Raw genomic sequence first — 19,869 nt, 5'->3', positions numbered from 1 at the left:
CGCGATCATGCATGCGATCACGATCCCCGAACCCGGCGGTCCCGAGGCGCTTGTCTGGGCCGAAGTGCCCGACCCCGTCCCCGGCGAGGGCGAAGTCCTCGTCGAGGTCGTGGCGTCCGCCGTCAACCGCGCTGATGTACTGCAACGCCAGGGCTTCTACAACCCGCCTCCCGGGGCGTCGCCGTACCCCGGCCTGGAATGCTCCGGGCGGATCACGGCCCTCGGGCCCGGGGTCTCCGGGTGGGCCGTCGGCGACGAGGTGTGTGCGCTGCTGAGCGGCGGCGGATACGCGGAGAGAGTCGCCGTACCGGTGGGGCAGTTGCTGCCGGTACCGGACGGGATCGATCTCGTCACGGCAGCGGGGCTGCCGGAAGTCACCTGCACCGTCTGGTCGAACGTGTTCATGGTCGCCCATCTGCGGCCCGGCGAGATGCTTCTGGTGCACGGCGGGTCCAGCGGGATCGGCACGATGGCGATCCAGTTGGGCAAGGCGGTGGGCGCCCGGGTCGCCGTGACCGCGGGCAGCCCCGAGAAGCTGGCCCGCTGTGCGGAGTTGGGCGTCGACGTACTGATCAACTACCGCGAGCAGGACTTCGTCGAGGAGATCCGGAAGGCGACCGGCGGGGCCGGGGCCGACGTCATCCTCGACATCGTCGGCGCGAAGTACCTGGACCGGAACGTGGAGGCGCTGGCGACCAGCGGGCGGCTCGCGGTGATCGGTATGCAGGGCGGTGTGAAGGGCGAGTTGAACCTCGCGGTGCTGCTGGGGAAGCGGGGCGCCGTCACTGCCACGTCGTTGCGGGCACGGCCACTGGGCGAGAAGGCGGCGATCGTGGCCGCGGTCCGTGAGCATGTCTGGCCGCTGATTTCCGGCGGCCGGGTGCAGCCCGTGGTGGACCAGGTGCTGCCGATGGCTCTCGCTGCGGAGGGACACCGGGTGCTGGATTCCGGGGTGCACGTGGGGAAGGTCCTGCTGCAGGCGTAGGGCCCGGAGAGGTTCTGCTGGTCTGCTGCGGGTGTAGGGCCCGGAATGGTTCTGCTGGTCTGCTGCGGGTGTGGGGCCCGGAAAGGCTCTTCCGGTCTCCTACCGCCCGCAGGACCGGAAAAGAGGTTCACAGCCCCGAGGCCCGGCCCCCCGCTCACTGCTGCGGGGGCCGGGCCTCGGGGCTGTTCGGTTCGGTGACGCTGTTCGGTTCGGTGAAAGGTCAAAGAGGCGTACAGCGGGATTCAGAGAGGTGCGGGCAGGGCGATCGCAAGAGGTGCGGACCGGATCAGAGGTACGGGCCTGAGCGGATCGCTCCGTGGCCGCCGTCCGTGTCCTCTTCCTCCTGGCCGCCCGCGCCCGGGGGAAGCGCCCGGCGCATCTGCTCCAGTTGGGCCCTCGCTGCCATCTGCTGGGCGAACAGCGCCGTCTGGATGCCGTGGAACAGACCTTCCAGCCAGCCCACCAACTGTGCCTGCGCGATGCGCAGTTCCGCCTCCGACGGGATGGCCTCGTTGGTGAACGGCAGCGAGAGGCGTTCCAGCTCTTCCACCAGCTCAGGGGCCAGGCCGTCCTCCAGCTCCTTCACGGACGAGGCGTGGATGTCCTTGAGACGGACCCGGCTCGCCTCGTCGAGAGGGGCTGCCCTGACCTCCTCCAGAAGCTGTTTGATCATGCTGCCGATGCGCATGACCTTGGCGGGCTGTTCCACCATTTCTGTCACTGGGACCTCGCGCGACTCGTCGTCACCGGCGGCCCCGCCGCCGAGCGCCATCCCGTCCTGTCCCACGATGAGGACCTTGGGGTGCTCCTCCGGCTGTTCCGACCGTTCACTCCTCGGCATCTCCATGCCGCCATTGTCTCGCACACGTACTCCATGAGGGGTTGTACCCCCGATCCGGGTTGATCCACCGCGCGCGCCACGTCAGCCTGCCCGCCACGTCAGCCTGCCCGCCACGTCAGCCTGCCCGCCGGGCCAGGACCAGACGGGACCGGGTGAATCCCGCGGCCAGCAGACCGGCCAGGACCGGTACCGCCACGGCGAGGATGCCGATGGTCTCCCACGGCAGCACGATCGGTGTGTACGCGGAGTCCATCGGGTGCGCCCGCATCTGGTCCAGCGCCCGCTTGAGGTCCGTGAGCCGCACCGCGACCGCGGGCATCGCACCCGCCGCGGTCCCGAGCAGCACGCCCGTTCCCGCGACCACCGCGCACTGGAAGCCGCTGAGTGTGCGCCGTACGCCGGGCGGGGCGCCGATCGCGCTCAGGGTCGTCAGGTCGGCCTCCGCGTCGGCCTTCGCCAGGCCCGTGGTGATGGCGGCCGCGCCCAGCGTCACCACGCCCGAGAACAGCGCGAGGATCAGCATGGTGGTGTCGTCGGGTTCCGGCCTCTCGTTCTGCCAGAAGTAGGCACCGTTTCCGGCCTGCGACATCCCGTCGTTGAAGCGCTGCTTCTCCGCGTCGGTCGGCGGGTGCGCGACCCGGTAGACGGCGGATACCGGCCCCGTGTGCAGTCCGAGGCGGTCGGCGGTGGCCTGCGGCATGATCATGCGGATCCCGGGGGTGGCCGCGTACCGGTCGGCAGCCCGGTAGACCGTGAGGTGGCTGACGGTCGTCCTGGCCTTTCCCGGGTGCCGTCGGCGGTTCGCCTTGTCCTCGGCGGCGTAGCGGTGGACTGCCCTCAGGGTGACCTTGCCGTCCGGCCCGGCGTACGCGTTGTTGAGCAGTACAGGGGTGCCTGCGGCCAGCGCCCTGGCGGCGGCCGGGTCCTTCAGACCGGCGTAGACACGCAGTGTCGCGCTGTCACCGACGACGATCTGCGACTCATTGCCGAAGTTGTCGTCGGCGTACTCCGCGTCCTTGCACCTTGGCGAGTTCATCAGCTGCTTGTGCCCGGCCGGGGAGAGCCTGGCTGCCAGATCCTTGCCGCCGGGAGCCTGCAGCGGGCAGATGCTGGCCTTCGGCTTGGCCATGGTGAACGAGCCGCAGGCGTCGGCGTCCGCGTCGGGGAACCTGTTGCAGTCGCTGCCCGCCCACACCCGGCTGATGGTCGCGGGCGCGCCCTGCACCGGCAGGTCGCGCCGGGCGAGCCCGCGGGCCAGTTCCAGCGCCCTCGCCGGGTCCGCGTTCGCCGCGTAGGTGTCGGCGTTGATCGCTACGACGCCGGCCGGCAGCGAGAGATGGACGTTGTACGCCTGCTCAGCCTGAGTGCTCGCGGTGTACGTCGCGACGGCGACGGTGCCCGCGACCGCGGCCATCACCGCAGCGACGGCGGGTGCCGTACGGCCCCGGTTGCGGGCCGCGTCGCGCAGGGCGAGCCGCGGGGCGAGCGGGAGGAAGCGGCCCAGCCGCCCGAGCGAGCCCACGATCACCGGGATGCAGGCGAGGACGCCCAGTTCGGCGACGACCGAACCGCCGGCGACGGGCACCGCGCGGCCCTTGAGCCCGCCCACGACGGCCACCGCGCCCCCGAGCACGATGGCGACGGTCCCGAGCACCGGCATCACCCGTGAGGAGCGGCGCACTCCGCGCCGGCCCGTGAGCGATTCGATGACCGGCTGCCGGCCCGCCACGACGGCCGGTACCAGCGCCGCCAGTACACCGGTGACCAGGCCGATCGCCGCGATACCCACCAGATCCACGGGGTGGATCGCGAGGCTGCCGAACCGCTTGCCCGACCACCCCTCGATCACCGGGCGCAGCGCGACCGTCAGAGCGAGACCCGCGGCGGTACCGGCGATCGCGCCCGCACCGCCCAGCACCGCTCCCCCGGCGAGCACCACGGCGCGGATGTGCCGCCGGTCGCCGCCGCAGGTGCCGACCAGGCCGAGCTGACGGCGTGAGCGGCGCGCACCGACCGCGAAGGCCGGACCCGCCAGCAGCACGATCTCCAGCATCGCCATGGCGACGACGGTCGCGAGCGCCGCGGTCAGTTCGAGTCCGTGGCCCGTCTCCGTGCCCCTGATGTGGGACGCCATCGGGACCTCGGAGTCCGGCGGCGGGTCGAGGACGACGCTGCGGGACTCGACCAGTACGCCGTGCTTGTTGGCCGCGAGGACGTCCTGCCAGCTCACCCCCGAGGCTCCGGCGGCCTTGACGAACAGCGACCGGCCGCCGGGGCTGGGCGGCGTGACGGTGTGGTCGGCGGCAGCCGCCCGCTGCCAGGGCTTGATGAGGGCGCCCGGCCGCACGTACAGGAAGCTGTCCTTCAGACTGGCGGGCACCTCGACGGCGCCGGTGATCGTGAAGGTCTTGTCGACGCCCCGGACCGTGGTGTGCGAACCGACGTGCAGCCCGGCCGACTTGAGGAAGCCGTCGTTGGCGACGATGTCGCTGTCCGTCTTCGGGTACGTGCCGCGCACCAGCTTGATCATTCCGCTGACCAGCGGGTCCGATGTGTCCAGTTCGGTGACATCAGTGGTCTTGATGCCGTACTTGGTGGTGACGGTTGACAGCACGGTCTGCCGGGTGAGGGCGCGCGCCCCGTGGGGAAGCGCGGCTTTCAGGTCCGGCGGAGTGGTCTGCTGTCCGGCCTGCACGCCGGATGCGCCCTTGCCCTCCGCGTCGGCCTGCTGGTACGAGTCGGCCTCCGGCATCTGCTCGATCGGGCCGCCACCCATGCCCGCATCGCTGAACAGCGCGTCGGCCGCGCCCATCACGGAGGTCAATTTCTCCGCACGCGTCGGGACCGAACTGCGGTACGTGATGTCCGCCGCCGTGACGCCCAGCACCGGCAGCGCGATCATGGCGACGACCAGGGCGCTGCGGCCCTTGGCGCGGAGGGCGTCCCTGCGGGCGATACGGAGGGCCGCGCGCCAGCCCGTGAACACGTTCACTTGGCGCCCTCGGCGGCGAGCAGCGAATCGGCGTCCGCGCTGAGCGTCTGGTCGACGACCGAACCGTCCCGCAGGAACACCACCCGGTCGGCCCAGGCCGCGTACCGGGGTTCATGGGTGACCATGACACCGGCCGCGCCCGCGTCGCAGCGGGTGCGCAGCAGGGCCAGCACCGCCTCGCCGGTCTCGGAGTCCAGGGCGCCGGTCGGTTCGTCGGCGAGTACGAGCCGCCGGTCGCCGACCAGGGCGCGGGCGATGGCCACGCGCTGCTGCTGGCCGCCTGACATCTCGTCCGGGAATCGGTCGGCAACCTCGGCCAGCTTCATCCCGCTGAGCGCCTCCCTGGCCTCCTTGCGGGCCTTGCGTACGGATATGCCGTCCAGCTCGCGGGGCAGGGCGATGTTCTCGGCGGCGGTGAGCGCGGGGATGAGGTTGTAGTCCTGGAAGACGTACCCGACGCTGCGGCGGCGCAGGGCGGCGAGCTGCCTGCGGTTGAGGGTGGCGATGTCCTGGCCCTCGATGATCACCTGCCCGGTGCTCGCGGTGTCCAGGCCGCCGGCCAGCGTGAGCAGGGTGGACTTGCCGGAGCCCGACGGGCCCATGACGGCGACGAGTTCACCCGCCCGGACGGTGAGGTTCACACCGCGGAGGGCGTGCACCTCGGCCACTCCGGTGCCGTGGGTACGGGTGAGGTTCCTGAGTTCCAGTACGGGTGGTGCGGTGGACTGCGCGGGCATGGGTGTCCCCCCTGGGTACGGGTGATCGGTCGGCTGGGTGGCAAGTGGTCGCCCGGGTCGGGCAGTTGCCCGGACCGGAATGGCAAGTGGCTGTACGGGTCGGGTACATGCCCGGTTGTGCCTGCTCCTGTGCCCGGTCGGCCCGGTCCGGTGCCCGAACGGTTCTGTCGCCTTCCTGAACGGACCTGACGGCTGCCCGAACGGGCTTGCCCGTTCCCAAACGGACTTCGCGGGTGCCCGAACGGACTTGGAGCGTTCCCGAACGGGCGTGGCGGGTGCCCGAACAGGCCGTCAGTGGCGGTTCAGCGGTGGTTCAGCAGCGGGGTCGCTGGCGGGCCAGGGTCGGCAGCGAGCCGGCGGCGGTTTAACGCCGAGTCAGCGGCGTGTCTTTGCGCGGGGCTTCCTCGCCGCGGCCGGGGCGGGGTCCGTCAGGGCCGCGGCCGCCAGGCGGACCAGGCGGGACTCGCAGTGGTCGAGCCAGCGGGCCTCGGCCTCCGCCTGGAAGATCAGCTGTTCCAGTACGAGCAGCCAGGCGACCTCGTCGCGGTTGGCCGGGGCGGTGTCCAGGGCCTGTGCCTTCAGCCGCGTGTAGTCCTGCATCGCCTTCACCGTGTGGTGGCGCTGCGACTGGATCACCGCGCGGATGTCCACGCCGGGCGCCCCGACAGCCATCGCCAGCTTGATGGCCAGCTCGTCGCGGGCCGGGCTGGTGCGGTCGACCGGGGCCTCGTACCAGCTGTGAAGTTCCTCGCGGCCCTCGTCGGTGATGGCGTACAGCGCGTGGCCCGCGCCGTCCTCGGAGTCCTGCGCCACCATGCCGTCGCGCTCCAGGCGGGCGAGCGTCGTATAGACCTGCCCCACGTTGAGCGGCCAGGTGGAACCGGTCCGGGACTCGAACTCGGTACGGAGCTGAGAGCCGTAGCGGGGGCCACGCTCCAGAAGGGCCAGTAGCCCGTGACGGATCGACATACTCAGTATGTATACCGAGTATGTCGATCAATGCAAGCTACTGGGCCTGGCGCAGCCGCAGTCCCAGGAAGCCCAGACCGAGACCGATCAGGGCAAGTCCGGCGCCCATCGCCCCCACCTTCAGCGGAAGTGCCGCCGCGCCTGAATCGGCCTGCGGCGTGGCGTGCCGGCCTGCCGCTTCCATGTCGTTGGCGCTGGGGGCCGGGCTGTCCGGCGCGGTGGGATCCGTCGCGCGCCCGGTGTTCTCGTCGTTGCCCGATGTCCAGGCGTGCTGGTGCCGGGCGGCCGGCGGGTGGGGTGCCCGCATGGGGGCGGACGGACGGACCACATGGGCGGGGTTGCTCGGGCGGGCGGGGAGGCTCGGTACGCCGGAGGGGGAGAGCGAGGCGCCCGAGGTCCTGCCCGGCCGCGGGCGGCCCTGGCCGGCGGGGCTGCCCGCCAGTGAGTCGCGCGGTGAAGGGTGCGCGGAGGTGCTGCCGGATGCGGTTCCGGACGGTTTCGGACCGCCCGCGCCGAGGTCTGCTCCCGGGGCGCCGTCGCCCTTGCGGCCGGCGCTCCCGTTGTCGCCGCCCCGGCCGCCTCCGGTGTCCCCGCCGTCGGGCCGCCCGACCGTGCCCGGCCCGCCGCCGGCCCCGGCGGTCTCCGCACCCGAGTCACCCGCGCTGTCCGCGTCGCCCGCCGTGCCCATATCGCCCGCCGTGCCCGTGATTCCGGTCGTACCGGTGATTGCGGCAGTGCTCCCGTCGGCGGCTGCGCCGTCCGCGCCCGCCGTCGCTCCCGGTGGGGCCGTGACCGCGCTCGCCGTATCGCTCGGAGCGGCCCCCGGGGACGCGCCCTGTGTGGCGGTGACACCGACCGCCGGTGGTGGCGCCTCCGTGTCCACCGATACCGGGGACAGCATCACCGCAAGCGCCACCAGACCGATCACTGGATGCCCTTTCATTCCCGCCGGGCCCGCCGGCAGCAGAAAGCAGAAGAACGACGGACCAAGCGTCACATCTCAGGGCAAGTCCGGCATCCCGGGAGCGGCAAAAGGCCCAGCACACGACGTACGTGTACTGGGCCTGATACGCGTTCTGGGCCTGATGCGCGTTCTGGGCCTGTCGCCCGGAGCCGGTGCGTCAGTTCGCGTCGCCCGTCGAGATCCCCAGCGTGATGGTGAGGTCCTTGGGGCTGACGTTCGTGTTCGCCAGCGGGTACTGGTCGAGAACGACGTCCTGGCCCCACTGGCTGCTGGGCTCCTTCTTCGTCGTGATGTGCCAGCCGGCCGCCTGGGCGCACGCCTTCACCGACAGGATGTCCTTGTAGGTGAAGTCCGGCAGGATGATCTTGCTCGGATCCGTGGTGCCCGCGTCCGCGCCCGAGCACTCCGTGGTCTCCATCGTCCGGTCCCGCTCGGGCCCCTTGTGCCCGGCCTTCGTCGACGTACTGGAGTCCGTGGTGCTGGAGTCCGTCGAGCTGCCGGCGTTGTTGTTGTCCGAACCGCTGTAGTGCAGCACCGCCACCACCCCGCCGATCGCCAGCAGCACCACCACGACCGCGCCCACGAGCATCGGCGTCCGCCGCCCGCCGCCGGGGCCGCCCTGCGGGGCGGGAGAGGACGGAGCGGCGGGCTGGGCACCGTACGGCGGCGGGGTCTGCGCCCCGTACTGCTGTGCGGCGTACGGCTGGGCGGCGGGCGCCTGGTAGCCGTTCTGCGGCGGCGGGGTCTGGTAGCCGCCCTGCTGCGGGTAGCCGTACGACGGGGCAGGCGCCGGGGCCGGTGTGCCGTACGGGCCCGGCTGGTAGGGCGTCTGGACCTGGCCGCTCTGCGGCATCGAGGAGTCCACCGGCGGGAAGACCGCCGAGCCGACGCCCGCGCCGCTGTTCGGCGCCGCGCCTCCGACGACCATCGGGGCGGCGCCGGCGTGCCCCGACGTCATGACCCGCAGGCACTCGTCGCGCATGGACTCGGCCGAGGGGAACCGCTCGTTCGGGTTCTTCTTCAGCGCGCGGGCGACCAGCGCGTCGACGGCCGGCGTGATGGAGCGGTTGATCGAGGACGGAGCGACCGGCTCCTCCTGTACGTGCGCGTACGCGATCGCGAGCGGCGAGTCCGCGTCGAACGGCAGCCGGCCCGTCAGCAGCTGGAACAGCATGATGCCGACCGAGTAGAGGTCGGAGCGCGCGTCCACCCCGCGCCCCAGCGCCTGCTCGGGCGAGAGGTACTGCGGAGTGCCCACGACCATGCCGGTCTGCGTCATCGACGTGACGCCCGACTGCATGGCGCGGGCGATGCCGAAGTCCATGACCTTCACGATGTTGCGCTTGGTCATCATCACGTTGCCGGGCTTGATGTCCCGGTGGACCAGGCCCATCTCATGGCTGGTGTCCAGCGCGGCCAGCACATCGGCGGTGATCTTCAGCGCCTTGTCGGCCGGCATCGCGCCGTACTGCGCGATGTCCGCCTGGAGTACGGAGCCGAGCGGCTGCCCCTCCACGTACTCCATGACGATGTACGGCATCAGCGCGTCGCCGAGGGTGTCCTCGCCGGTGTCGAAGACCGAGACGATGTTGGTGTGCGACAGCTTGGCGACCGCCTGCGCCTCACGCCGGAACCGCTCGCGGAACGACTGCTCGCGCCCCAGCTCCGTGTGGAGCGTCTTGATGGCGACCTGCCGGTCCAGCGCCTGGTCGTACGCCAGGTACACCGACGCCATACCACCCTCGCCGAGCAGGTCACGGAGCTGATAGCGCCCTCCGGCGACCGAGTCTCCCGCGTAGCGCCCCTGCGCGCCGTCCTGGCTCATGGCGTGGCTCCCCCTATGGCGCACTCATCCGGCGCTCCCCGTACTGATGTGGTGACGGCCTGCTGACCCCGGCCCCACGCAGCAAAGTCTGCCCGAGGCCACTGACACGTCAAGCCAGGGGGCCCGTTCCGTGACCGTACGCGTACCAAGCGTCTCGCAAGCGTTACCGGAAGGGCGCAGGATTTGCATGGGTGACGCGATTCCGGGTTTGATAGCCGGTCATTGCCGGACCGGGCCCTTTCCCTGAGCCTGTAGCGTGGCGTGGCACTGGGCCGCGAGGACCACCGAGCACCACCCGCGTATCCACCGCTGACGCGGACCTACACGACGGCGAGGACTGATGGCACCCGAATCCGAGGCAGGCGGCGGCGTGTCGGACGTGCCGGAGTCCTGGGGCGTCGGCGGACTCGTCGGCGACGGCCGCTACCGGCTGACCCACCGTCTCGGCCGTGGCGGCATGGCCGAGGTGTTCGCAGCCGAGGACGTGCGGCTCGGCCGCACCGTCGCCGTCAAGCTGCTCAGATCCGACCTCGCCGAGGACCCGGTCTCCAAGGCCCGGTTCACGCGCGAGGCACAGTCGGTCGCGGGCCTCAACCACCACGCCGTGGTCGCCGTGTACGACTCGGGCGAGGACTACTGGGGCGGCAACACCGTCCCCTACATCGTGATGGAGCTGGTCGAGGGCCGCACCATCCGCGATCTGCTGATCAACGCGGAGGCCCCGCCGCCCGAGCAGGCGCTGATCATCGTCTCCGGTGTGCTGGAGGCGCTCGCCTACTCGCACCAGCACGGCATCGTGCACCGTGACATCAAGCCCGCCAACGTGATCATCACGGACGGCGGCGCGGTCAAGGTGATGGACTTCGGTATCGCCCGCGCCCTGCACGGCGCGCAGTCGACAATGACCCAGACCGGCATGGTCATGGGCACGCCCCAGTACCTCTCCCCCGAGCAGGCGCTCGGCAAGGCCGTCGACCACCGCTCCGACCTGTACGCGACCGGCTGCCTGCTGTACGAGCTGCTCGCGATGCGGCCCCCGTTCACCGGGGAGACCCCGCTCTCGGTGGTCTACCAGCACGTTCAGGACATGCCGATTCCGCCGTCGCAGGTGTCGGACGCGGTGCCGCCGGAGCTCGACGGGCTCGTGATGCGCTCCCTCGCGAAGGACCCGGACGACCGGTTCCAGAGCGCCGAGGAGATGCGGGCGCTGGTCGCGTACTCGCTGCAGATGCTCCAGCAGCAGGGCGGTCACACGGGTACGTGGAACACCGGCCCGGTCGCGATGCACGAGGGCGGCTCCACCCCGGCGATGGGCAGCACAGCGGCCACCACGGCGCTCGGCCACCCGCAGCACGGTGACACCTCGCAGGGCCCGATCCTGCCGCCGATGAACCCGGACGACGGTTCGTACGACGGCGGAGGCAGGGGCCGGGGCAGCAGCCGGGGCGGCCGTGGCTGGATCTGGGTGGTCGCCGTACTCGCGGTGGTCGCCATCGGCGCGGGCATCGTCCTCGCGCAGGGCCTGCCGGGCAGCGGCAGCTCCGGTGGTTCATCCACCGACAAGTCGCCCGCGCCCTCGCACTCCAAGGTCGACAAGCCGAGCGACACCCCGTCGGACGACTCGTCGCCTGACACCAGCACCGACCCCGGCACGTCCAGCGGCGGCCAGTACACCCGGCAGCCTTCGGACACCCCGTCGGGCACCCCGAGCAACGACACGCCCACGTCGCCACCGCCGGCGTCCCCGTCCACCTCGGGCGGTACGTCGACGAGCGGCGGTTCGTCGTCCACGGGCGGCAAGACGAACGGCGGCACCAGCAACGGCGGTACGTCGACGGACGGCGGCACCTCGTCCACCGGTGGCAAGACGGACGGCGGCACCGACAACGGCGGTACGTCGACCGGCGGTTCGACGACCGCGGGCGGCAGCCCGGCCGGCGGCGCCACCACGGACGGGGGGACCACGGCGGGCACCGCGGCGGGGAGCACCGCGGGCGACGCAGCGGCGGGCGCGTCGGGCGGCTGAGCCTGAGGGGTGCGCAAGGCCGGGAGCTCAGGAGCCCCGGCCGGGCGCCTCACCCCGAGAACGCCTCGCAGACCGCCTCGTACTCACGGGTCCACCACACCACCAGGGCCGACGCCGCAGGAAACAGCGGGTCGGCCCTGCGGTCGTGCAGCTGGTAGCGCCAGCGCAGCGTCCAGAAGTCGTTGAGCCGCTCCCACCACACCCGGTGGACCGCGGCGGCCAGCTCCGCGGGACCCGCCGAGGCGGCCCGCCGGTACGCGCGCGCGTAGGCGCGTACCTTCGCCAGCTCCAGCTCGCCCGTGGGCTGCACGAAGAAGATCACCGCCGCCCTGACCACCTCCTCGGCGCGCGGCTTCACGCCCAGCCGGTCCCAGTCGATGATCGCGGCCGGTTCGGCGCCCCGGTACAGCAGGTTCAGCGGATGGAAGTCGCCGTGCACCCAGCCGCCCGCCGTGCCCGGCGGCGGGCGCCGGTGCGCATGGCGTTCCAGGAGGCGGCGGCGCTCGCGCAGCCGGTGTTCGGCCAGCTCGTCGAAGGTGTCGCGGCCGGACTGCCGGCAGGCCAGCCTGGAGAGCAGTTCCTCGATGACCGCGAAGGTGTCGGCGGGGTCGGCGCTCTCGTGCTCGGGCGGCGCCGACTCGGCCTCCATCACCCGCTCAAGACCGGTGTGGACCAGCCCGAGGAGCGCGCCGAGCCGCCGGGAGCACCCCGTGCTGAGCTGGGCGCCTTCCCGGTGCCGCCCGTCGATCCAGGGGTGCAGCGCATAGCAGCGGCCGCCGATGACCGTGACGGTGTCGCCGTCCGTGTCGGCCAGCGGCGGTGCGACGGGGACCCCGAGCACCTGGAGGCGCTGGGTGGCGCGGTGCTGGCGGCTGATCGCGGCCGGGTCGCCGTCGAGGTGGTGTTTGAGGAAGTAGTCGCCGCGGGTGGTGGCGAGCCGGTAGCCGCGGTTGAGCAGCCCCTGGGCGACGGGCTCGCAGGAGAGCGCGTCACCGGTGGACCGGTAGCGGCGCAGCAGCTCCCCGACAGGCGGTGTGGCAACAGGCGGTGGTGCATATGAGCGCGGCACTCGCCAGATGTTAGATCACCGGGAGGCGGCAGCTGTTTCCGGAGCGGTGTACTCCATCCGGTCCAGCGTGGCGAACTGCGGTTTGATGCGCAGGTAGACCGCCTCGTACGGTTCGCCGTTCACCTGGGCCGGGGCCGTTTCGAACTGGGCGACCTCTTCGGGGGCCGGGACGGTCAGCTCGGCGGTCCCGGTGAACTGGACCGACCAGAGGTGTACCTCTCCGGAGGCCAGGTTGTCCGCCGCGTAGGCGACGACGCTGCCCGCGCAGGCCTCGTGGTGTCCGTGGCCCGCGTGCAGCCGCAGGACGACGCAGCCGTCCGAGACGATGTGCCGGGCGATGGCCAGGAAGGGGAGCGCGCGCATACTGGCGGCGACTCGGCCGTACGACACTCTGCTGAGCAGGGCGATGGCGCGCTGTTCCTCGATGGGCATGGCTTCCACTGTCCGCCCCGGGCGCCGTGCCGGTAAGGGGACAGCTGCCCGAGCATTGAGGACGTAGGTCCCGAATAAGGCCGAACAAACCATTCGAAGCCTTTTCAAACCATTTCAGGCCGCCCGATCCGGGCCGGCCTTCCGGGGCCACCGGTGCGCCGGCCGGCGCGCGCCCGGATCAGGGCGCTCCCCACCGTCGGCAAGCGCCCCCGCCACGCGTCCCCGCCACGCGCCCCCGTCAATGCTCGGTCAGTGCTCGCTCCGCTCCTGTCCGGCCTGGATCCGGGCCACATATGCAGCCGCCTGCGAGCGCCTCTCCATGCCCAGTTTGGCGAGCAGGCTGGAGACATAGTTCTTGATCGTCTTTTCGGCCAGATGCAGCCGTTCGCCGATGACGCGGTTGGTCAGACCCTCGCCGATCAGGTCGAGAATCTTCCGTTCCTGATCGGTGAGACTCGCGAGGCGGGCATCGCGTTTGCTGGTGCCACCGTCGCGCAGCCGCTCCAGGACACGCGCCGTGGCCACCGGATCGAGCAGCGACTTGCCGGCCGCGACATCCCGTACGGCCGAAAGCAGCTCGTTGCCGCGGATCGCCTTCAGCACATAGCCCGAGGCGCCCGCCATGATCGCTTCGAAGAGCGCCTCGTCGTCGGAGAACGAGGTGAGCATGAGGCACTTGATGTTCTCGTCGGCCGAGCGGATCTCCCGGCAGACCTCGACCCCGCTGCCGTCCGGCAGCCGGACGTCCAGGACCGCGACATCGGGCCGGGTGGCCGGGATCCTGGCGAGGGCGTCGGCGGCGGTACCCGCCTCGCCGACGATCTCGATGTCGTCCTCCATCGCCAGAAGCTCATGAACTCCGCGTCGCACCACTTCATGGTCGTCAAGGAGAAATACGCTGATTTTTCCGTCTTCGGGCACGGAATCAGTTTCACACATGAACCCTTCCCGTGCCCGGGGTGCCCGGTATAACGTGCCCCTGTTCCGGCGGCCTGCAAGGCTGTGACCAGTGATTGTTCGCCCATTTCTCGATTTACTTGGAAATCCAAGCAAAATCGCAGGTCAAGTGGGGTTTCGCAGTTCTGCGACGCACTGGGTAACGTGCCTTTTGGAGGGTGCTCGCCGGGGCACCTGTCACGCCCGTTCCCGGTTCGCATCGCACCCACCCCGTGCGGGGGATCCGGATTCGGGCGAGCCGCACTGGCCTTTACCGGCAACCCCGGGGGCCGGACCGACGGAGGAGCACGCACGTGACCGTGGAGAGCACTGCCGCGACGCGCAAGCCGCGACGCAGCAGCAAGCGAGCCGGCGCCGCACGGACGCCCAAGGCGCCCGATGAGCCCCAGCTCGTACAGCTGCTGACGCCCGAGGGCGAGCGCGTCGAGCACCCCGACTACGAAGTGGATCTCACGCCAGAAGAGCTGCGCGGTCTGTACCGGGACATGGTCCTGACCCGCCGTTTCGACGCCGAGGCCACCTCACTCCAGCGCCAGGGCGAGCTGGGCCTGTGGGCCTCGCTGCTCGGCCAGGAGGCCGCCCAGATCGGATCGGGCCGGGCCCTGCGGGACGACGACTACGTCTTCCCGACCTACCGGGAGCACGGCGTGGCCTGGTGCCGCGGCGTCGACCCGACCAATCTGCTGGGCATGTTCCGCGGCGTGAACCACGGCGGCTGGGACCCCAACAGCAACAACTTCCACCTGTACACCATCGTCATCGGCTCGCAGACGCTGCACGCGACCGGTTACGCGATGGGCATCGTCAAGGACGGTGCGGACTCCGCGGTCGTCGCCTACTTCGGCGACGGCGCGTCCAGCCAGGGCGATGTGGCCGAGGCGTTCACCTTCTCGGCGGTCTACAACGCCCCGGTGGTCTTCTTCTGCCAGAACAACCAGTGGGCGATCTCCGAGCCCACCGAGAAGCAGATGCGGGTGCCGCTCTACCAGCGCGCCCAGGGCTTCGGCTTCCCCGGCGTCCGGGTCGACGGCAACGACGTACTGGCCTGTCTCGCCGTCACCAAGTCGGCGCTCGAACGCGCCCGCCGGGGCGAGGGCCCCACGCTGGTCGAGGCGTACACCTACCGGATGGGCGCCCACACCACGTCCGACGACCCCACCAAGTACCGCACGGACGACGAGCGGCAGGCGTGGGAGGCCAAGGACCCGATCCAGCGGCTGAAGACGTACCTGGAGAAGCAGAAGTTCGCCGACGAGGCGTTCTTCACCGGCCTGGAGAGCGAGAGCGAGACGCTCGGCAAGCGGGTGCGGGAAGTCGTACGGGCAATGCCCGACCCGGACTCGATGGCCATGTTCGAGAACACCCACGCCGACGGCCATGCGCTCGTCGACGAGGAGCGCGCGCAGTTCGCCGCCTACCAGGCGTCCTTCGCGGACTCCGCCGAGGAGGGCAACTGATCATGGCCGGCAAAAACATGAGCATCGCGAAGGCGCTCAACGAGTCGCTGCGCAAGGCGCTCGACACCGACCCCAAGGTCCTCATCATGGGAGAGGACGTCGGCAAGCTCGGCGGCGTCTTCCGGGTCACGGACGGGCTGCACAAGGACTTCGGCGAGGGCCGGGTCATCGACACCCCGCTCGCCGAGTCCGGCATCGTCGGCACCGCGATCGGCCTGGCCCTGCGCGGCTACCGGCCGGTCGTGGAGATCCAGTTCGACGGCTTCGTCTTCCCCGCGTACGACCAGATCGTCACGCAGCTGGCGAAGATGTACGCGCGTGCGCTCGGCAAGATCAAGCTGCCGGTCGTCGTCCGTATCCCGTACGGCGGCGGCATCGGCGCGGTCGAGCACCACAGCGAGTCGCCCGAGGCGCTCTTCGCACACGTGGCGGGCCTGAAGGTCGTCTCGCCCTCCAACGCGTCGGACGCGTACTGGATGATGCAGCAGGCCATCCAGAGCGACGACCCCGTCATCTTCTTCGAGCCGAAGCGGCGTTACTGGGACAAGGGCGAGGTCGACATCGACGCCATCCCGTACCCGCTGCACAAGGCGAAGGTGGCCCGCGAGGGCTCCGACCTGACGCTCGCCGCGTACGGCCCGATGGTGAAGGTCTGCCTGGAGGCGGCAGCGGCGGCGGCCGAGGAGGGCAAGTCCGTCGAGGTCGTGGACCTGCGGTCGATGTCCCCGATCGACTTCGACGGCGTGCAGACCTCGGTGGAGAAGACGCGCAGGCTGGTCGTGGTGCACGAGGCGCCGGTGTTCCTCGGCACGGGCGCGGAGATCGCCGCCCGGATCACCGAGCGGTGCTTCTACCACCTGGAGGCACCCGTGCTGCGGGTCGGCGGATACCACGTGCCGTACCCGCCGGCGCGCCTGGAGGACGAGTACCTGCCGGGCCTGGACCGGGTGCTCGACGCCGTCGACCGCTCGCTTGCGTACTGAGGAGCGCCGTGACCATGACTGATATCGCGAGCCCGGTACGAGAGTTCAAGATGCCCGACGTGGGCGAGGGACTCACCGAGGCGGAGATCCTCAAGTGGTACGTCGCGCCGGGTGACACCGTCACCGACGGCCAGGTCGTATGCGAGGTCGAGACGGCGAAGGCGGCTGTGGAGCTGCCCATTCCGTTCGACGGAGTGGTGCGCGAGCTGCGCTTCCCGGAGGGCACCACGGTCGATGTCGGCCAGGTGATCATCACGGTGGGCGGGGCACCGGGTTCGGAGCCGGAGCAGGCCGCCGCCCCGCAGCAGACCGAGCAGCCCGCCGTACCGGAGCCCGCGCAGGAGGAGGCGAAGCCCGCCGCCCGCCAGCCGGTCCTGGTCGGGTACGGGGTCTCGGAGGCGTCGACCAAGCGCCGGGCGCGCAAGAGCGCGGCCCCGGAGCCGGACGCGGCGCCGGAGGGCACGTACTACGCGCCGCCCGCCGCCGAAGCGCCGGTCACAGCCCCGGTCAACGGCCACACGGTGTCCCGTCCGCTGGCCAAGCCGCCGGTCCGCAAGCTCGCCAAGGACCTCGGCATCGACCTGACCACGGTCACACCGTCGGGCCCGGACGGGATCATCACCCGCGAGGACGTCCACGCGGCGGTGGCCCCGGCGGCGCAGGAACCGGCGCAGGCCGTGGCCCCGGAGCAGGTGGCCGTCGAGGCCCCTGCCCCGTCGTCCGACGCGCGGGAGACCCGTATCCCCGTCAAGGGCGTACGGAAGGTCACCGCCCAGGCGATGGTCGACAGCGCCTTCACCGCGCCGCACGTCACCGAGTTCATCACGGTGGACGTCACGCGCACGATGAAGCTCGTCGCCGAGCTGAAGACCGACAGGGCCTTCGAGGGGCTGCGGGCCAACCCGCTGCTCCTGATCGCCAAGGCGCTGCTGGTCGCGATCAAGCGGAACCCTGAGGTCAACTCCGCCTGGGACGAGGCAAACCAGGAGATCGTCCAGAAGCACTACGTCAACCTGGGCATCGCGGCGGCGACCCCGCGCGGCCTGCTCGTCCCGAACATCAAGGACGCGCACGCCAAGACGCTGCCCGAACTGGCCGCCGCACTGGGCGAACTGGTCTCCACGGCCCGGGACGGCAAGACCTCCCCGGCGGCGATGCAGGGCGGGACGGTGACCATCACCAACGTCGGCGTCTTCGGCGTCGACACCGGTACGCCGATCCTCAACCCGGGCGAGTCCGCGATCCTCGCGGTCGGCGCGATCAAGCTCCAGCCGTGGGTCCACAAGGGCAAGGTCAAGCCCCGCCACGTCACCACGCTGGCACTCTCCTTCGACCACCGCCTGGTCGACGGCGAACTCGGCTCGAAGGTGCTCGCCGACGTCGCGGCGATCCTGGAGCAGCCGAAGCGGCTGATCACCTGGGCGTAGCGGCCCCGAGCGACTGAACGGCCCCCGGTACGCGATGTGCGTCCGGGGGCCGTTCGGCTGCCGTCTCCTCCATGCCTGAGTCGTCCGACTCAGAGGGTGACCACGATCTTTCCGTGGACGTGCCGCCCTGCCTGCAGTTCGACGGCCTCCCGGATCTGCTCGACGGAGAAGGAAGCGGCGATCGGCACCGTGATCTCACCCGCGACGATGGCGTCGGTGACCCGCTTCAGGTCGTCGGGCCCCGCATCGAAGCCGCCGGTCGCGCGGACGCCCCCGGGCGGATTGGGGCCGGCGGCGATCGTGGAGATCCTTCCGGCCGGGACACCGAGCGCCAGTGCTGCCTCGGCCGTCTCCGTGCCGAACAGGTCGGTCGCCGCGCTCACCCCGTCGGGTGCCATCGCGCGCACCCGGTCCTCCAAGCCGGGACCGTAGGTGACAGGTTCGGCCCCGAACTGCCGGAGGAAGTCGAAGGTGCCTTCCGACGCGGTCCCGATCACCCGGGCACCGGCGAGCCTGGCGAGCTGGACGGTGAGCACCCCGACACCGCCGGCAGCGCCCCCGATCAGGACGGTGTCGTCAGCCTTCACATCGGCCGCAGTGAGCGCCGCCGAGGCGGTCGTTCCTGCCACCGAGAGCGTGCAGGCGACCTCGTCGCTGATCTCGGCCGGGGTGTGCAGGATCGAATCCTTCGAGGGATCGACCACCGCGAAGTCGGCGGCAGCCCTGCTCAGCGCGCCTCCGTAGACGCGGTCGCCCACGGCGAAGCCGGAGCTGCCCTCGCCGACCTCGTCCACGACGCCGGCGAAGTCGGTGGCGAAGCCGGACGGGAGGGAGACACCGAACTGTGCCGCCATCTCCGGCCTCGAGGCGAGGATCCAGTCCATGGGGTTGAGGCCGACGGCAGTCACCCGTACGCGGACCTCACCCGGCCCCACATGCGGCTCCGGGACCTCGCACAGCTCCAGTACCTCGGGTGTTCCGAACGTCTTGTACACAACGGCCCGACTCACAGCATGCCTCCACGATCAGTGATGAGACTTGGTCCCATCACTGTACACGGTGACAGGACCAAGTTCCGTAAACTGTGCTCATGGCTCGCTGGGAACTCAACGCATCGCAACGGCTCGCCGACGCTGCCCTCGAACTGTTCGCGGAGCGCGGGTACGAGAACACGACCGTGCTCGACATCGCGCAGCGGGCCGGGCTCGCCAAGAGCACCTTCTTCCGGCACTTCCAGGACAAGCGCGGGGTGCTCTTCGGTGGGGACGCGCTGTTCGGGCAGCTCGTCACCGCAATCGCCGCGGCGCCCACCGGGGCCACCCCGCTCGAAGCGCTGGCGTGCGGCTTCGACGTGCTCGGGCGGGACGTCTTCACGCCCGCTCGTCGTGCACTCACGATCCGCAGGCGAGCGGTGATCGATGCCCATCCCGACCTCCAGGAGCGCGAAGCCCTGAAAGGGGTGAGCCTCACCGCTTCGATGGCGGAGGCCATCGCGCGCCGCGGTGTACCCGGCCTCGCGGCCGGGGTGGCAGCACAACTGGGCGCACTCGCCTTCAAGATGGCCTACGAGCGGTGGAGCGACCCGGGCAACACCGATGAGTTCAGCTACGTCGCCCGGCAGGCCCTCGGTGAAGTACAGGCGGCTGTCCCGGCCGTGTGAGCCGTCACATCGAGTTCGGCCCAGACGGCCTTGCCCACGGTCAGGGTCTGTACGTCCCAACGGGCAGCCAGCGCCTGAACGATGAGCAGCCCGCGCCCGAACTGGTCGTCCGGGTCGGCCTTCCGGGGGACGGGCAGCCGTTCACCCCGCGGATCGGTTACGGAGATCCGGAGGTCCTTGCCACTGAGTGTGACGTCGACCCGGAAGAGCCGGTCCCGCAGACACCCGTGCAGCACGGCGTTGCCGCAGAGCTCACCGGCCACGAGGGCGGCGTCACCGGCGAGTTCGGGATGCCCCCAGTCGGCGACGAGCGAGGCGACGCGCCTGCGGGCCAGGGGGACGCTGCGCGGGTACGGGGGGTAGCTGACCTTGTCGTGCCGAACGGTCATGACACGTGCCTCCTCATGCGAGTGCGGCGGTGGCAATGCCGCGACGGCTCCTCTTTTTGTGGAGCTCGGAACGGTGCTCTTCCGCCCAACTGGTTACTCTCTGCCCTCGATTGAGTGACGAACGTAACGGCATGAAGCTCTGGGAGCAAGACGTCT

Annotated in this window: 17 protein-coding genes; 6 read left to right on the top strand and 11 right to left on the bottom strand. The window is 70.9% G+C overall.

Translation table 11 applies throughout. The features are described from left to right. The first annotated feature begins 7 nt into the window (after positions 1 to 7). Positions 8 to 985 carry an NAD(P)H-quinone oxidoreductase gene (locus OG210_RS13985; protein ID WP_371536744.1) on the top strand — a complete coding sequence of 326 codons (978 nt, stop codon included), beginning with the start codon at positions 8 to 10 and terminating at the stop codon, positions 983 to 985. Between the two features lie 286 nt (positions 986 to 1,271). Here OG210_RS13985 and OG210_RS13980 read toward each other — a convergent pair whose 3' ends face one another. The 6 genes from OG210_RS13980 to OG210_RS13955 form a co-directional block, all read right to left on the bottom strand. Continuing rightward, complete coding sequence (locus tag OG210_RS13980) at positions 1,272 to 1,832, bottom strand: bacterial proteasome activator family protein (protein WP_328335529.1); 561 nt, start codon at positions 1,830 to 1,832, stop codon at positions 1,272 to 1,274. A 109-nt stretch (positions 1,833 to 1,941) separates the two neighbouring features. Further along, positions 1,942 to 4,818 (bottom strand): FtsX-like permease family protein, encoded by a 2,877-nt coding sequence (locus tag OG210_RS13975; protein WP_371536741.1) that lies wholly within the window; start codon positions 4,816 to 4,818, stop codon positions 1,942 to 1,944. Then, positions 4,815 to 5,555, bottom strand: a complete 741-nt coding sequence (locus OG210_RS13970) for an ABC transporter ATP-binding protein (RefSeq protein WP_328329077.1) — start codon at positions 5,553 to 5,555, stop codon at positions 4,815 to 4,817. Before OG210_RS13970 ends, OG210_RS13975 begins: the two co-directional genes overlap by 4 nt. A gap of 375 nt (positions 5,556 to 5,930) precedes the next feature. Beyond that, entirely contained in the window at positions 5,931 to 6,524 is a 594-nt protein-coding gene (locus OG210_RS13965; RefSeq protein ID WP_328329079.1) for a PadR family transcriptional regulator, read from the bottom strand. 37 nt (positions 6,525 to 6,561) lie between these two features. After that, complete coding sequence (locus OG210_RS13960; protein WP_371536738.1) at positions 6,562 to 7,452, bottom strand: hypothetical protein; 891 nt, start codon at positions 7,450 to 7,452, stop codon at positions 6,562 to 6,564. A gap of 193 nt (positions 7,453 to 7,645) precedes the next feature. Beyond that, complete coding sequence (locus OG210_RS13955; RefSeq protein ID WP_328329083.1) at positions 7,646 to 9,313, bottom strand: protein kinase; 1,668 nt, start codon at positions 9,311 to 9,313, stop codon at positions 7,646 to 7,648. A gap of 340 nt (positions 9,314 to 9,653) precedes the next feature. Here OG210_RS13955 and OG210_RS13950 point away from each other — a divergent pair, with 340 nt between their 5' ends. Continuing rightward, complete coding sequence (locus OG210_RS13950) at positions 9,654 to 11,339, top strand: protein kinase (protein WP_328329085.1); 1,686 nt, start codon at positions 9,654 to 9,656, stop codon at positions 11,337 to 11,339. A 49-nt stretch (positions 11,340 to 11,388) separates the two neighbouring features. Here OG210_RS13950 and OG210_RS13945 read toward each other — a convergent pair whose 3' ends face one another. From OG210_RS13945 to OG210_RS13935, 3 genes are all read right to left on the bottom strand, one after another. Further along, a complete protein-coding gene (locus OG210_RS13945; protein WP_328329087.1) occupies positions 11,389 to 12,408 on the bottom strand; it encodes a phosphotransferase in 1,020 nt (339 codons plus the stop codon). Positions 12,409 to 12,423: 15 nt separating this feature from the next. After that, positions 12,424 to 12,840: a pyridoxamine 5'-phosphate oxidase family protein gene (locus OG210_RS13940; protein ID WP_328329089.1), complete on the bottom strand. Its 417-nt coding sequence runs from the start codon at positions 12,838 to 12,840 to the stop codon at positions 12,424 to 12,426. Positions 12,841 to 13,089: 249 nt separating this feature from the next. Continuing rightward, a complete protein-coding gene (locus OG210_RS13935; protein ID WP_328329091.1) occupies positions 13,090 to 13,761 on the bottom strand; it encodes a response regulator transcription factor in 672 nt (223 codons plus the stop codon). A gap of 329 nt (positions 13,762 to 14,090) precedes the next feature. Here OG210_RS13935 and pdhA point away from each other — a divergent pair, with 329 nt between their 5' ends. Genes pdhA through OG210_RS13920 form a run of 3 tightly spaced genes read left to right on the top strand, consistent with a single transcriptional unit; the run spans position 14,091 to position 17,664 of the window. After that, positions 14,091 to 15,254 (top strand): pyruvate dehydrogenase (acetyl-transferring) E1 component subunit alpha, encoded by a 1,164-nt coding sequence (gene pdhA, locus OG210_RS13930; protein WP_371536733.1) that lies wholly within the window; start codon positions 14,091 to 14,093, stop codon positions 15,252 to 15,254. A gap of 2 nt (positions 15,255 to 15,256) precedes the next feature. After that, on the top strand, positions 15,257 to 16,237 hold the full coding sequence (locus OG210_RS13925; RefSeq protein WP_328329095.1) for an alpha-ketoacid dehydrogenase subunit beta: 981 nt from the start codon (positions 15,257 to 15,259) through the stop codon (positions 16,235 to 16,237). 14 nt (positions 16,238 to 16,251) lie between these two features. Beyond that, positions 16,252 to 17,664: a dihydrolipoamide acetyltransferase family protein gene (locus OG210_RS13920; RefSeq protein WP_371536728.1), complete on the top strand. Its 1,413-nt coding sequence runs from the start codon at positions 16,252 to 16,254 to the stop codon at positions 17,662 to 17,664. 89 nt (positions 17,665 to 17,753) lie between these two features. On the opposite strand, the gene OG210_RS13915 is transcribed toward OG210_RS13920, so the two are convergent. Then, complete coding sequence (locus OG210_RS13915) at positions 17,754 to 18,674, bottom strand: NADP-dependent oxidoreductase (protein ID WP_371536725.1); 921 nt, start codon at positions 18,672 to 18,674, stop codon at positions 17,754 to 17,756. 80 nt (positions 18,675 to 18,754) lie between these two features. Between OG210_RS13915 and OG210_RS13910 the strand changes: the two genes are divergently transcribed. Further along, a complete protein-coding gene (locus tag OG210_RS13910) occupies positions 18,755 to 19,324 on the top strand; it encodes a TetR/AcrR family transcriptional regulator (RefSeq protein ID WP_371536721.1) in 570 nt (189 codons plus the stop codon). Here the strand turns inward: OG210_RS13910 and OG210_RS13905 are convergent. Beyond that, positions 19,270 to 19,713 (bottom strand): ATP-binding protein, encoded by a 444-nt coding sequence (locus OG210_RS13905; RefSeq protein WP_328329103.1) that lies wholly within the window; start codon positions 19,711 to 19,713, stop codon positions 19,270 to 19,272. The two genes, OG210_RS13910 and OG210_RS13905, sit on opposite strands and share 55 nt — an antisense overlap. Positions 19,714 to 19,869: the final 156 nt, after the last annotated feature.

Source organism: Streptomyces sp. NBC_00466, assembly GCF_041433995.1.
Taxonomy (GTDB): Bacteria; Actinomycetota; Actinomycetes; order Streptomycetales; family Streptomycetaceae; genus Streptomyces.
Note: the sequence above shows the minus strand (reverse complement) of the source record. Positions and strands in the feature narration are given on the sequence as shown.